The sequence below is a fragment of the Streptomyces thioluteus genome (assembly GCF_039535865.1).
In genome coordinates this window covers 24,100-38,403 of sequence record NZ_BAAAXZ010000079.1, presented here as the reverse complement: position 1 = coordinate 38,403, position 14,304 = coordinate 24,100, and the positions used below count along the sequence as shown (strand labels likewise).

Sequence of the window (14,304 nt, the reverse complement as noted above, 5' to 3'; positions counted from 1 at the left end):
TCTGGACGGTCTGTCGCTGGTCCGGTGACGGACGGGCGTCTAGGGCGCGGCACACTCGGTGTGGGCGACCGTGGCCCTGAACGGTGCCGTGATTTGCTTCGTCTCGCGGCGGTCCGACATCGTGGCGCCGACGACGCTCCTCGTCTCCGCGCATCCGCCGGCCACGCGCCACGGACCCTGAGGCCGGCCAGAGTCCCATGTCTACTCGCGCTCAACGAGCGGGTGCGCCGACGGATTTCGCGGCAGGCCCTGGGACGGGCATCTCGCGGTGCGTTCCGTGCGCCGTGACCGTCCTCAGTGTCGGCCGCGGCGGTGACCGTGTCACCCGCACGGAGAGCGTGTGTGTGCTCATCCCGTCGACGGTGCTACACCGAGACCGACGACACCGACCGTGAGGCCCGTCGCCACCGTGTGCCTGCCCCCTGCGGAGACTCGCCAAAGGTGCATCGCGGCCCGTCCGCGGTTCGCCCAGGGCGAGGGCGCGCCACATCCCCAGCGCGCCGTGCTACGTCTGCCCGACCAGCGGGTTACCGCGGGACGGCGACTTGGCCCGCTGCTCGTTCTCAGTATGGTCATCCCCTACGAGCTGGCGCCCGCCCGGCCGCCCGCGTGGTGCCGCGCCGACAGCAGGCTCCAGCTGAACCGGTACACTCGCAGGGGTTCGCCGACGCAGGCTGTCGGCCGGTGATCGTCAGCCGCGACGGCCGTGAGGCACCCCGCACCAGTACGCTCATATCGGATGGTGAAGGCGGTCGTCGCGACGGACTTCGCCGGCACCGAAGCCTCACACCCTCGACGACCAGGTCGAGGCATCTGAGCGGCAGCTGGCCGACGCCGTACGCCCGCTGGACCTGGTACCGGTGCGCCATCCGACGGCTGTGTGTCAGGTACACGGCGCGTTAACGCCTTACGTGGCGCGCTCATCTGGCGCACGTAGACTGCGCACCGTCCGAACGTGGTCCACTGCGCGGGCATCGTCGTGGCGTGTCCTCCGGTGTGGACCGTGACTGGCGGCTGATACAGCACGCCACATCCACACCAGAGCGCTAATCTGGTCCGTTGCCTGTACGAGGCAAGCACCCGTCGTTTACAGTTTACGACCCGCAACTCGCCTCGTCACGGTAACGAGGGGTTGACGGTGACGTCGCCGACGAGGCCACCTGGACCCTACACTATGGTGCTGATCCACGGCTGGGCTCTGTACGTCGACAACGTGATGTACGCCGCGCGACGCGCGTGTAACCCTGCGGCTCAGTCGTCTGCGCTGCCTGGCTACGCATCGCGCGGCAGTACGCCGCACGAGGTGCTCGCCGCTACAGTCGGGGGTCCGACCCACTATGACTCGCAGGACAACATAGTCGTCCACGAGGACACCCTGCTGCTAGTCTGCTCCAGTGTCGACTTATCCGCTTGGAGCGGCGGTCACCACTGTGTCAAGTCAGTGCCCCTACACCAGAGTGTGTACGAGGTGGAGTCTCGCGTTTGTGCAGTGCATTGTACCGATTTCCGGAGGGCAGTCACAATCACGCCTAGTCGACACTCCCGCGTTCGTCACTCCTGGGTGTGACTTGACCACGTTGGACCGCGCTCAGAAGTCCGCCTCGGAGCGCAGCGAGCAGTTCGCGGCGCACCCGACTGTTCCTGACGGCGGTCATGTGGGTGACCCCCCGACAGCGGCAGCACCTCGTGCGGGCGGCCGGCGGCCAGCAGCGCCGACGAGAGCCGCAGGGTGTGCGCGGCGACCACGTTGTCGTCGGCCAGCCCGTGGATGACCATTAGGGGCCGGTGCTCGTCGGCGACGTCCGTCAACCCCCGTTCCGTGACGAGGGAGTTGCGGTCGTAAACGTCCGGCTGCTCGTCCGGCAGGCCCAGATAGCGCTCGGTGTAGTGGGTGTCGTACAGCCGCCAGTCGGTCACCGGGGCGCCCGCGATGCCCGCGTGGAACACGTCGGGACGGCGCAGCACGGCGAGCGCCGCGAGGTAACCGCCGTACGACCAGCCGCGGATGGCGACCCGGTCCAGGTCCAGCGGGTACGCGTCGGCCAGCGCCCGCAGTGCCTCGACCTGGTCGTCGAGGGTGGCGCCGGCGAAGTCGTCGCGGACCGCCTTCACCCATTCCGGGGAGGTGTGCGGGGTGCCTCGGCCGTCGGCGACGATCACCGCGAAGCCCTGGTCGGCGAACCACTGCGAGGTCAGATGGGCCTGCTGCGCGGCCACCACGCGGGCGCCGTGCGGGCCGCCGTAGGGGTCCATGAGGACGGGCAGCGGGCCGTCGCCGTCCCGGTAACCGGTGGGCAGCAGCACGGCGCTGGGGATGTGGCGCGCCCCTGCCCGGGCGAACCGCGGACGGGCCGCGAGCACCGGGGTCTCCGCCAGGGAGGCCACGGTGGCGACGGGCTTCCGGTCGGTGTCGGTCTCGGTGTAGCCGTCGCGGAGCACCACCGTCTCCGTGCCGGGCCGGTCCGCCGCGGCCGACACGAGGACGGTCACGGCGCCGGAACGCACCGCCGAGTGCCGCCCGGCCTGCCGCGAAATCCGTTCGGCGCCCCGCTCGTTGACGCGGTAGACATGGGACTCGCCGGTCTCCGGGTCCGTGGCTGCGGGTCCGGCGGAGGCGGAGACGAGGACGTCGTCGGCGCCGATGTCCAGGACCGCGTGGACGAACAACTCCGGCCCCGTCAGGGCCCGGTCGCCCACCACGAGTGCCCGCGCCCCGCCCTCGTCCGCCACCCGGACCAGCCGGCCGTCCGGCGTCCACGCGGGCACGCCGGGGAACAGTTCAAGCCAATTCGCCGGGTCCTCCTCCGTGTGGAGCGCACGGGTGGCGCCGGTGGCGGTGTTCACCTCCAGGCAGACCTGCGTGCGCTGGTCGCGCGCCTGCACCAGCAGCAGCGGCGGGCCGCCGGCCGACCAGTGGACGCGGGCCAGGTAGGGGTAGCGGGCGCGGTCCCACTCGACGTCGGTGCGCGCGCCGTCCAGGCCCAGCAGGGCCAGCGTCACCTCGGCGTTCGGCGTCCCGGCGGCCGGATAGGCGACCTCGGCCGGGGCGCTCGCGGGATGGGCCGGGTCGGCGATCCACCAGCGCCGCACGGGCCGGTCGTCCACCCGCGCGGCGAGCAGGGCGTCGCCCGTCGGCGACCACCAGAAGCCACGGTGCCGGTCCATCTCCTCGGCGGCGGCGAACTCGGCCAGTCCCCAGGTCACACCGGAGGCTTCGGGCCGGGCCAGGATCCGGTCGCCGGTGCCGTCGGCCGCCACCACGCGCAGCGCGCCGTCCGCCACGTAGGCGACGTGCCGCCCGTCGGGCGCCGGGCGAGGGTCCGCCACCGGTCCGGGGACGGGGAGTTCGGCGGTGGTGCCGCCGCGCAGCTCCGCCACGTACAGCCGGCCCGACAGGGTGAACGCCGCCAACTCGCAGGCGGCGTCCACCGCGTAGCCCACGATGCCCGCCGAACCCTCCCGGGTGCGTTCGCGCCGCGCGCGCTCCTCGGCGGACAACTCCTCGCTCGCGCCGCCCAGCAGGGCGTCCGGATCGGCCGCCGGGCGGGTGCGGCCGTCGTCGAGGTCGAGCACCCACAGCACGTGGGAGCGGTCGGTGCCGGAGCGGGAGCGCAGGAAGACGACGCGCGAGCCGTCCGGCGCCACGGTGAACGACCGTGGCGCGCCGAGCGAGTAGCGCTGGGTCCGGGCGTACTGGCGGGGGAAGGAGAGCTGACCGGTCATAGGGCCGAGCCTAGGCCCGGCCGCCGGGGGTCGGCGAGAAGTCGCCGTGCGCCCCGGGTTTGCTCCCGTGCACCGAGTCACGGGCGCGCGCGGAAAGTTATGATCGCTCACGCATAGTGGGTAAGTCTTCCGTGACCCGCCCGCGTGCCTCACGGCATGCGCGCGTCGTCCGTTCTGCCGTTCGTCCGTCCTGCCGTTCGTCCGACCGCGTCCCTGGAGGTGAACCGCTGTGGCACTCTCGATTTCGGCGGTGGTGCTGCTGGCGATCATCGTCATCCTGCTGTGCCGGAAGTCGGGACTGAAAGCGGGCCACGCCGCCATCTGCATCCTGCTGGGGTTCTACCTCGCCAGCTCGACCGTGGCGCCCACGCTCAACCAGTTCACCAAGAGCATCACGGCGATGATCGGCGGCATCAAGTTCTGACGGGTGGCCCCGTCACGTTCTGGCGGGGGCCCCGGGAGCGCGGGGCGCGTCGCGGGCGGCTCCCCGGCGGGGCCGCCCGGCTCGTAGGCTGTCCCCATGACCGACCTTCCAGGCCGCCGACTGCTCCTGGTGCACGCGCACCCGGACGACGAATCGATCAACAACGGCGCGACCATGGCCAAGTACGCCTCCGAGGGCGCCCTCGTCACGCTGGTGACCTGCACCCTCGGCGAGGAGGGCGAGGTGATCCCGCCCGGCCTCGCCCATCTGGCCGCCGACCGGGACGACCTCCTGGGCGGCCACCGCACGGGCGAACTGGCCGCCGCGATGAAGGAGCTGGGCGTCACCGACCACCGGTTCCTCGGCGGCGCCGGGCGCTACCGCGACTCCGGGATGATGGGCGCCCCGCAGAACGAGCGCCCGAACTGCTTCTGGCGGGCCGACGTCGACGAGGCCGCCGCATACCTCGTTGAGGTGATTCGCGAGGTGCGCCCGCAGGTCCTGGTCACCTACGACCCGGACGGCGGCTATGGGCACCCCGACCACATCCAGGCGCACCGCGTCGCGATGCGCGCGGTGGAGCTGGCCGCGGAGCAGGCCTTCCGCCGGGACCTCGGGGACCCGTACGAGGTCGCCAAGGTCTACTGGAACTGCGTGCCCCGCTCCGTCGTGGAGGAGGGCTTCGCCCGGCTGCGGGAGGCGGCCGCGGCGGGCGCCGCCGTGCCGTTCCCCGGCGTCGCCGCCCTCGGCGACGTCCCGGGGGTCGTGCCCGACGAGGAGGTGACGGCCGCTCCGCGCACCGCTCCCCACGTGGCCGCGAAGGCGGCGGCGATGCGGGCGCACGCCACGCAGCTGGTGGTGGACGGCCACTTCTACGGGCTCTCCAACGCGCTGAGCCAGCCGATGTTCGCCGACGAGTACTACCGGCTCGTCCGCGGCCGGGCGGGCGGCGGACCGGGGCGCGAGGACGACCTCTTCGCGGGCCTGGACTCCGATGCCGGGGGCGTGGACTCCGGTGCGGGCATGGACGCCGGTGCGGGTGCGGACTCCGGTGCCGGGGAGGACGCGTGCTGACCGGGACGCTCACCGCGGGGAAGCTCGCCGCCCATCTCGGCCTCGTCGTCCTCGGGTTCCTCGTCGGGGTCGCCGGTTCGCTGGTGCAAGCGGGTTGGTCCCCGGGCGGGTTGCTGCTCGCGCTGCTCGGCGTCGCCGGTCTGTGCTACGGCGGCGCGGTGGTGACCGGCGGCCGGTCCGGGGGTGCCGCGGCCGGCATCGGCTGGCTGATCGCCGTGCTGCTGCTCTCGCTCAACCGCCCCGAGGGCGACTTCCTTTTCGAGGCCGGGATCGGCTCCTATGTCTTCCTGCTGGGCGGCATGGTCATCGCTGTGATCTGCGCCACCCTCGCGAAAAAGCCGCAACCGGGGCGCCCCGTCGACCGACTTGACGGGTGAGACGACTGAAATGTCCGGCGATTCGCCGGACTTTTCCCTGATGTCGCTCGGCCCGTGAATGACGCACGGACGTACGTCGCGCTCCCGGTCCCCGGGGGTATGCGGCGGTCGTCAAGTGCGCGCCCGCGGTGCCCAGTATGGTGGTGCCGCCGCCGAGCCCCCCTGACCGTGGGCATGGGCGACCACCAGTGAGGTCAGAGGGCGGCGGAGAATAACCGGGAGAATCTGCTTTGAGCCGTGAATCTGACAGTCCGTCCTCCGGGCCCCAGGGGCGCGGAGGCGCCGCGTACCCCTCGGGCGGCGCATCGGACGCGCCGAAGACCGAGACCACGCTGACGACCCGGATCCGCATCAACATCCCGGGCTCGCGTCCCATCCCGCCGGTCGTCATGCGGACGCCCGTCGGTGACGAGGCGACCGACGCCGACGGCGCGCCGCGCGCGGAGAGCGAGCGGCCCGCGGCCGCGGCGCCCGCACCCGCGCCGGAGCCGGAGCGCCCGGCCGAGAAGACCAGCGACTGGTTCGCGCCCCGCAAGTCGTCGGGCGCCTCCGCGACGCCGCCCGGCGGCACTCCCACCGGTGGCGCTGTCCCCGGTGGTGCCGTCCCTGGCGGCGCCATGCCCGGTGGCAACCCGGCTGGCGGACTGCCGCGCCGTACGCCGCAGCAGGGGCCGGGTGCGCCCGGCGCCGGTCTCGGGCAGCGCGACCTCGGGCAGCGCGACCTCGGGCAGCGCGACCTCGCGGGCGGCGGAGCCGCTCCGCACCCGCCGCTGCCGGGCGACCCGACGACGGCCGCGAACCCGGCCGCCGCCGCGAATCCGATGGCAGGTGCGAACGTTCCGCGGCCGGGCGGACAGGGCGGAGCCCCCTTCTCCGGCGGCCCCGCCGTCCCCGGTGGTCCGGCTGCCCCCGGCGGTCCCGCCGGCGGCCTGCCCGGCGGAGGCCCCGGCAGTGCCAGGGCCCGGCGGGCGGCCCGGCGCGCCGAGCCCTGGCCGGGCGACGCCGGCACGGCCCCGGGCCAGGGGCCCGTCCAGGGCGGCCCGCCGATGGGCGGCACTGCGCCGATGCAGGGCGGTCCGATACAGGGTGGCCCGATGCAGGGCGGCCCGATGATCGGAGGCGCCCCGCCGGCCGGAGGCGCCCCGCACTTCCCGCACGACCCCTCCACGACCGGCGCGACGCCGTTCCCGGACGACCCGTTCGCCGGGCCGCAGACCCCCGCCGCGGGGGCGGGGGCGCCGTGGCAGGGCGGCCCGGGGACGACGGGCCAGGGGCCCCTGCCGGGCGGTGGCATGTCGACGACGGGTGCCAACCCTCTGCCGGGCGGCGGCATGTCGACCACCGGCACCAACCCCATGCCGGGTGACCCCATGGCCGCCGGTCTGCCCGGCGACCCCTCCACCACCGCGTCCATGCCTCTGCCCGGCGACCCCTTCGCCGCCCCGCAGAGCCAGGGCGGCGCGGGCGCGCCCTGGACGGCCGACGCCCTGACCACCGGGGTTCCGCCGCAGGCGCCGGCGCCCGGGAGCACCCAGCAGTTCCCCGCGCCCGGCGCGGGACAGGGCCAGCAGGGCCCCCGGCTGCCGTTCCCCGTCGGCGGTCAGCCCGGCGGGCGTACGGACACCCCGCACGCGGGCACCCCGGTCGTGCCGCCGCCCGGTCCGGGCGCGCAGCAGGGGAAGAAGGCGCAGCAGGGCAAGAAGAAGGGGCCGAAGGGCGGCCCGCAGGGCGGGCAGCGGCCGGGTTCCGGTCCGAAGGCACAGCGCTCCGGCGCCCCGGCCGCGGAGACGCTGGTCAGCGGGATGCCCCCGGTGCCCGGCTCCGGCGGGCCGAAGAAGCCGGTCGACGCCGGTGCCCCGCGCGTCGCCGTGCCCAAGCCCAAGGCGGGCGGGGGCCCGGCCGTTCCCCCGCCGCCCGCGGCGCAGGGCGCGCCGGCCGGTGTGCCGAAGCCTCCCGCGAAGACGGCCCCGAAGTCCGCGCCCAAGGCGGCGCCCAAGAAGAAGGGCCGCTCCAAGCTGGTCCTGCTCGCCGGTGCCGTGATCGTCCTGGCCGGCGTGGCCTACGGCGCCGGCCTGGTGATGAACCACTCGGACGTGCCGCAGGGCACCACCGTGCTGGGCGTCGACATCGGCGGCAGCTCCAAGGAGCAGGCCGTGCAGAAGCTCGACGCCAAGCTCGGCAACCGGGCGAACGCGCCGCTGAAGGTGACGATCGGCGGCAAGCAGGCCGAGCTCAAGCCGTCGGTGGCGGGCCTGTCCATCGACACCCAGGAGACCGTCCGTTCGGTGTCCGGCCGGGACTACAACCCCGTCACCGTCGTCGGCTCGCTCGTCGGCGGCAGCCGCAGCGCCGAGCCGACGGTGATCGTCGACGAGGAGAAGGTCGCGGCCGCGCTCAAGGCGCTGTCGGGCGAGTCCGGCGGGGCCAAGGACGGGACGATCCTGTTCAAGCCGGGCAAGGCCGTGGCCGTGTACGGCAAGCCGTACCAGGGGATCGACACCGGCAAGGCGGTCCAGGCCGTCGCGGACGCGTACCGCGAGCGTGCCGAGACGGGCAAGGAGACGCCGGTCGCCCTGCCCGTCGCGAGCCAGCAGCCGAAGGTGGACAACACCGAGGTCGACCGGGCGATGGAGGAGTTCGCCAAGCCGGCGATGTCGGGGCGGGTGACGATCCAGACGGATCCGTTCCACTCGATCCCGTTCGGTCCGGAGCTCTCGCTGCCGAAGATCCTGTCGGTCAAGGAGGTCAACGGCAAGCTTGTCGAGAACTACAACCTCGACGTGCTCAAGTCCCTCTACGGCACCAAGTTCAACGGGGTGCTCATCGAGCGCGGGAACGGTACGAAGACGCCGGTCACGCCGCAGGACGTCGCGGGCGCCCTCGGCAAGGCGCTGCGCGGCAAGACGCCGACGGAGCGCGTGGGCGTCATCAAGACGAAGGGCTGATCCTCGGCCGCAGTGCGAAGGGGTCCCGTGCCGGGTGGCGGCACGGGACCTCTGCCGTACGGGACGTCTGCCGTACGGAACCTCTGTCACGCGGGACCTCTGTCACACGGGACCGCTGTCACACGGGACCTCTGTCACGCCGGGCATGACATCTGTCATGATCTTCCGACGACGGCCGACACTGCCCGGCCGCGATCAGGTCCGTCACGATGGACCTATGACCATCACCACGACGACGTTCACGGGGGACGGCCGGCGCACGGGAGCCGCTCCCGTCGTCAGCTTCGCGAACGTCAGCAAGACCTTCGGCACGGTACGGGCCGTGGCCGATCTCGACCTGCACCTCTACCCGGGCGAGACCGTCGCCCTGCTCGGCCCCAACGGCGCCGGCAAGTCCTCCACCCTGGATCTGCTGCTCGGCCTGAGCCGCCCCGACGCCGGCGTCGTCGAGCTCTTCGGCATGCCGCCGCAACAGGCCGTCCAGCAGGGCAAGGTGGGCGCCATGCTGCAGAGCGGCGGCCTGATGGAGGAGGTGAAGGTCCGCGAACTGGTGCGCCTGGCCTGTGACTTGCACCCCCGGGCGTACTCCGCGGAGCAGGTCATGGAGCAGGCCGGCATCACCGAGATCGCCGACCGTCTGGTCAACAAGCTCTCCGGCGGCCAGGAGCAGCGGGTGCGGTTCGCCCTCGCGACGGCCGGGGAGAACGAGCTCATCGTGCTCGACGAGCCCACCACCGGCATGGATGTGACGGCCCGTCAGACCTTCTGGGGTGCGATGCGCCGGCAGGCGGACGCGGGCCGCGCGGTCCTCTTCGCCACCCACTACCTGGAGGAGGCCGACGCGATAGCCGACCGTGTGGTCGTGCTGCACCGCGGCCGGGTCCTCGCGGACGGTTCCGCCGCCGAGATCAAGGCGCGGGCCGGGGCCCGCCGGATCGTCTTCGACCTGGACGGCGAGATCCCGGCGGAGGCCCTGCGCGGCCTGCCGTACCTGACCTCCGTCGAGGTCTCCGGCCGCACCGTGCGCATGCAGTCGCGCGACGCCGACGCCACCGTCCACGCGCTCTACGGCCTCGGCCTCTACCCCCGCAACCTGGAGGTCGCGGGGCTGGGCCTGGAGCAGGCGTTCATCGCCATCACCGACGCCGCGGCCGCCGAGGAGTCGGCCTCCTGATGCTGATCCTCCCGGGGGACAACCCCCGGACCCCCGGCCCTCGACACTCCCCGGCTGATGTATTCGGCCGCGTTCCGCAAGGCGAACCCCGATGAAGACCCTGATCCAGCTCGAAATCGCCCGCACCCTGCGCAACAAGAAGTTCATGTTCTTCTCGGTGCTCTACCCGGCCGCGCTGTACCTGCTGATCGCGGCCGGCTCCAAGGACACCGAGAAGATCGGTGACACGGGGCTGACCTTCCCGGTCATCTACATGGTCTCCATGGCCACCTTCGGCGCCATCACCTCCGTCCTCATCGGCAACGCCGAGCGGATAGCCAAGGAGCGCGAGAAGGGCTGGGGTGCGCCAGCTGCGCCTGACCGCGCTGCCGGGCCGCGGCTATGTGACGGCGAAGGTCGCCTCGGCCGCCGTGGGTGTCGCTGCCGTCCATCCTGGTCGTCTTCGTCGTCGCCGCGGCCGCCAAGGGCGTCCGGCTCGACGCCTGGCAGTGGGGCTCCCTGGCCGCCGTGATCTGGGCCGGCAGCTGCGTCTTCCGCGGCGCTCGGCGTGGCCATCGGCTACCTGGCCACGGGCGACGCCGTGCGGCCCATCGTCATGGTCGTCTACTTCGGCCTGTCGATGCTCGGCGGTCTGTGGATGCCGACCGCCGCCTTCCCCGAGTGGCTCCAGAAGATCGCGGAGTACGTCCCCACGCACGCCTACGCCGGTCTGGGCCAGGCCATCGAGCGCGGTGACGCCCCCGGGGCGAAGGACGTCACCATCCTCGTCGTCTACCTTGTCCTCTTCGCGGGCGCCGCGGCCTGGCTGTACCGCCGGGACACCCACAAGAACTGAGGACGGAGGGCCATGGGGACGGACGACGCCGTGGACAACGCCGTGGACAACGGCTACATCATGATCGGCAGGCAGCCGGAGAACCGCCGGCAGGTCGTGGCCAAGGCGTGTTGGACGGTCCTCTGGCTCACCTATCTCTTCTACGCGGTGGCCGACCTGATGAGCGGGCGGCACTCGACGGTCGCCACGGCCCTCGGCTGGGGCGGGCTCGTCGGCTTCGTGGTGGTGTATCTGTTCCTGCTCTTCGGCCCGCGCCCGCGCGCCCACCGGGTGCCGCGCCGCCAGATCGGCCTGCTGGCCGGTCTGTACGCCCCTCGCCGTGCTGATGGTGTCGACGCTGGGCGAGGCATGGCTGACGCTGCTGGTGTACGTCTCCCATCTCCAGCGCGGTGATGCTGCCGGCCAAGTGGGCGGCCCGGGTCATCCCGGCGGTCGCCGTCACCGCCCTCGGCCTGGGCGCGCTCAGGGACGCGGCCGACTCCGGGCTGGTCCTGGTCGTCACCGCCATCCTGCTCGGCGGCGCGGCCATGACGGCCGTCGTCCAGATGGGCCGCACCATGCGCGAGCTGCGCGAGGCGCGGGCCACGGTCGCCCACCTCGCGGCGAACGAGGAGCGGTTGCGCCTCGCCCGTGACCTGCACGACCTGCTGGGGCACTCGCTCTCCCTCATCACGCTCAAGAGCGAGCTGGCCGGCCGGATGCTCCCCGACCACCCCGAGCAGGCGGCCCGTCAGGTCGCCGACATCGAGCGGGTCGGCCGGCAGGCGCTGGTCGACGTCCGGGAGGCCGTCAGCGGCTTCCGCCGGCCCACGCTCGACGGCGAACTGGCCGGTGCCCGCACCGCACTGGCCGCCGCGGGCGTCACCGCCGACCTGGGCGGTGCGGCCGGCCGCCACCCGGACCTCGGGCCGGACGCGGAGGGGGCGCTCGCCTGGGCGCTGCGCGAGGCCGTCACCAACATCGTCCGGCACAGCGGCGCGAGCCGGTGCGAGATCGCGCTGTCGGAGGCCGACGACGAGCTCTGCCTGACCGTCAGCGACGACGGCCGTGGCCCCGAGGGGCCCCACGGCAACGGCCTGACGGGCCTGACCGAACGGATGGCCCTCCGCGGACGGCCGCCTGGTGACCGGCCGGGCGCCGGGAGGCGGCTTCCGGCTGCGGGCGTACGTGCCGCTGAGCCGCCGCACGGAATCGGTGGCGTAGCCGGTCAGGACCTACCCTGATGCGGTGACGACGACCAACATCATTCGCGTTCTCCTCGCCGAGGACCAGTCCATGGTCCGCGAGGCCCTGGCCGCGCTGCTCGGCCTCGAACCGGACATCGAGGTCGTCGCCCAGGTCGCCCGAGGGGACGAGGTGGTGGACGCGGCGCGCGCGGCCGGTGTGAACGTCGCGCTGCTCGACATCGAGATGCCCGGGCTGACGGGGCTGGACGCGGCGGGGCTGCTCGGCCGCGAACTCCCCGGCGTGAAGGTCGTCATCCTCACGACCTTCGGCCGCCCCGGCTATCTGCGCCGCGCGATGGAGGCCGGGGCCTCCGCCTTCCTGGTCAAGGACGCGCCGGCGGCCCAACTGGCGGACGCGGTGCGGAGGGTGCTCCGCGGGGAGCGGGTCATCGACCCGACGCTGGCGGCGGCGGCCCTGGCGGAAGGAGCGAGTCCGCTGACGGAGCGGGAGCGGGCGGTGCTGCGGGCGTCGGCGGACGGTTCGACGAACGCGGAGGTCGCGCGGGCGTTGTGCCTCTCGCCCGGGACGGTCCGGAACTATCTGTCCACGGTCATCCAGAAGACGGGGGCGCGGAACAGGGCGGAGGCGGTCCGCATAGCGCGGGAGAAGGGGTGGTTGTGAGTTTGCCCCTGGCCCGCCCTTTCGCCGTTTCCGCAGCAGCACGCTGCGCGCGCTGTCCTCAAACGCCGGACGGGCTATTCAGCCCGTCCGGCGTTTGAGGACGAACGCGGCGCAGCCGCGTTGCCCACGCGGAGCGCCCTAGTCCCGAACTTCGCGGGTCGTTGATTCGTATGGTGTGACCGGTCCGGGAGTGTCCCGGGCCGGTTGTATCGCGTTGGTCCGGATGTGTCGATGACTTCCCGGTCCCCGCGGCCACGGTCTCAGCGTCAGCGCCTTGAAGTTGTGGTGACGTCCGTGGTGGAAAAGCGTCTGGGCGCTCTGCCTGTCGCTGCCGAGTTTCTGCGCCGGCTGGATGTCGCCGGGGTCGTCGATGAGGTGTGTCCAGGCGGTGCGAGCGCACATCTGACGCACGGGCAGGTCATCGAGGCGCTGGTGGCCAACCGGCTGACCTCGCCCGCACCACTGGTGCGGGTCGGGGACTGGGCCCGCACCTGGGCGGTGGAGGAAGTCTTCGGCATCACGCCGGACCTCCTCAACGACGACCGCCTGGCCCGCGCGCTGGACGCGATCGCTCCGAAGCTGGAGGTCATCGCGGGCACGGTCGGGGCTCGGGCGATCACCGAGTTCGGGATCGACGTCTCGCGGCTGCACTGGGACATGACCAGCATGTCCGTCCACGGCGCCTTCCCTGCCGAGGACCAGGACGAGCGGTACCCGCTCATCGCCTGCAACGGGCATCCCAAGGACCGGCGCCTGGATTTGAAACAGGTCCAGGCCGGGCTCGCTGTGTCCGCCGACGGCGGTATCCCCGTCCACTCCCGGGTCTTCGACGGCGCCGCGGCCGAGGTCAGCCAGGTCGTCGGAGCGATGAAGGACCTGCGGGCGATGGCCGGCACCAACACCTTTCTGATGGTCGCCGACTCCAAGCTGGTGTCCTACCCCAACATCACCGCCCTGCTTCAGGCCGGGGTGGAGTTCATCGCGCCCGTCCCGGCCGCGCAGATCAAGGACGAGGTCTACGCGGCCCTGGACCCTGAGCGGGCCGAGCCCGTCGACTGGGTGCCCGGGCGGGACGAGAGGAAACCCGAGGCGGAACGGGAGACCTACCGGGTCCTGGAGGACACCCACACGCTGACCGGCCGCCGCAAGAGCGACCCGGCGCTCACGGTGCGCCGGATCCTGGTCCATTCCACCGCGGTTGCGGCCGGCCAGCGGGCGGCCCGGGCCAAACGACTGGCCAAGGCCGCCGAAGACCTCGACAAGCTCACCGCCGCAGCGGGCGGACGGCACTACAAGACCCGGGAGAAGATCGTCGCCCGGATCGGTGTCGTCACGGCCAAACGCCGCGTCACCTCCTGCCTGCGCTGGCAGATCACCGAGGACGAGCACGGCACCCCCGGTCTTGCCTGGCACTTCGACCAGGACGTGCTGGAGGCCGAGGCAGCCGTCGACGGCTGGTACGCGCTCATCACCAGCGTCCCGACCGAGAAGGCCGGCCCGGCCCGGGTACTGATCCATTACAAGGGCCAGGGCGCAGTCGAACGGCGTTACCACGACTTCAAGGGCCCCCTCGCGGTCGCACCGGTCTTCGTGCAGCACAACCGGCGCGTCGCCGCGCTGATCCAGGTGATCTGCCTGGCCCTGCTGGTCTTCTGCCTGATCGAGCGACAGGTCAGACGCGCTCTGGGCCCCGACGAGACCATGGCCGGCCTCTACCCGGACAACCGCCGCGTCCGCCCCACCGGCCGGATGATCCTCTACCACCTCGGCGAACTCACCCTGCGGATCGGCAACGTCACCGACCCGCCAACCGTCCAGATCAACCGCGGCGTCCAACTCCACCTCCTCGACCTACTCGACACCGACATCGCACAAACCCGCTGGCCACAGACCTAAATCAGCGA

7 protein-coding genes and 3 pseudogenes are annotated in these 14,304 nt (G+C 72.7%); 9 read left to right on the top strand and 1 reads right to left on the bottom strand.

What is annotated here, in order from left to right; translation table 11 throughout:
- Positions 1–1,529: 1,529 nt before the first annotated feature.
- Positions 1,530–3,723: pseudogene (locus ABD794_RS10360) on the bottom strand (S9 family peptidase).
- A gap of 229 nt (positions 3,724–3,952) precedes the next feature.
- Between ABD794_RS10360 and ABD794_RS10355 the strand changes: the two are divergent.
- From ABD794_RS10355 to ABD794_RS10310, 9 genes and pseudogenes are all read left to right on the top strand, one after another.
- On the top strand, positions 3,953–4,147 hold the full coding sequence (locus ABD794_RS10355) for a hypothetical protein (RefSeq protein WP_344962544.1): 195 nt from the start codon (positions 3,953–3,955) through the stop codon (positions 4,145–4,147).
- Between the two features lie 96 nt (positions 4,148–4,243).
- The gene (gene mshB, locus ABD794_RS10350) at positions 4,244–5,221 is read left to right on the top strand and encodes an N-acetyl-1-D-myo-inositol-2-amino-2-deoxy-alpha-D-glucopyranoside deacetylase (protein ID WP_344962543.1); all 978 of its coding nucleotides are present in this window, start codon (positions 4,244–4,246) and stop codon (positions 5,219–5,221) included.
- A complete protein-coding gene (locus tag ABD794_RS10345) occupies positions 5,215–5,598 on the top strand; it encodes a DUF6113 family protein (RefSeq protein ID WP_344962542.1) in 384 nt (127 codons plus the stop codon). The genes mshB and ABD794_RS10345 overlap by 7 nt, the downstream gene beginning before the upstream one ends.
- A 230-nt stretch (positions 5,599–5,828) precedes the next feature.
- Positions 5,829–8,543: a mediator complex subunit 15 domain-containing protein gene (locus tag ABD794_RS10340; RefSeq protein WP_344962540.1), complete on the top strand. Its 2,715-nt coding sequence runs from the start codon at positions 5,829–5,831 to the stop codon at positions 8,541–8,543.
- A 217-nt stretch (positions 8,544–8,760) separates the two neighbouring features.
- The gene (locus ABD794_RS10335) at positions 8,761–9,717 is read left to right on the top strand and encodes an ABC transporter ATP-binding protein (RefSeq protein ID WP_344962539.1); all 957 of its coding nucleotides are present in this window, start codon (positions 8,761–8,763) and stop codon (positions 9,715–9,717) included.
- Positions 9,718–9,808: 91 nt separating this feature from the next.
- Positions 9,809–10,552, top strand: a pseudogene (locus ABD794_RS10330) (ABC transporter permease).
- Positions 10,553–10,612: 60 nt separating this feature from the next.
- Positions 10,613–11,755 (top strand): annotated as a pseudogene (locus ABD794_RS10320) (sensor histidine kinase).
- Between the two features lie 39 nt (positions 11,756–11,794).
- Positions 11,795–12,400: a response regulator gene (locus ABD794_RS10315; RefSeq protein WP_344962565.1), complete on the top strand. Its 606-nt coding sequence runs from the start codon at positions 11,795–11,797 to the stop codon at positions 12,398–12,400.
- Positions 12,401–12,694: 294 nt separating this feature from the next.
- A complete protein-coding gene (locus ABD794_RS10310) occupies positions 12,695–14,296 on the top strand; it encodes an IS1634 family transposase (protein ID WP_344961949.1) in 1,602 nt (533 codons plus the stop codon).
- Positions 14,297–14,304 lie beyond the last annotated feature (8 nt).

Coding starts and splice junctions, on each gene's coding strand:
- ABD794_RS10335 (WP_344962539.1), top strand. CDS start 8,761: ATGACCATCACCACGACGACGTTCACGGGGGACGGCCGGCGCACGGGA.
- mshB (WP_344962543.1), top strand. CDS start 4,244: ATGACCGACCTTCCAGGCCGCCGACTGCTCCTGGTGCACGCGCACCCG.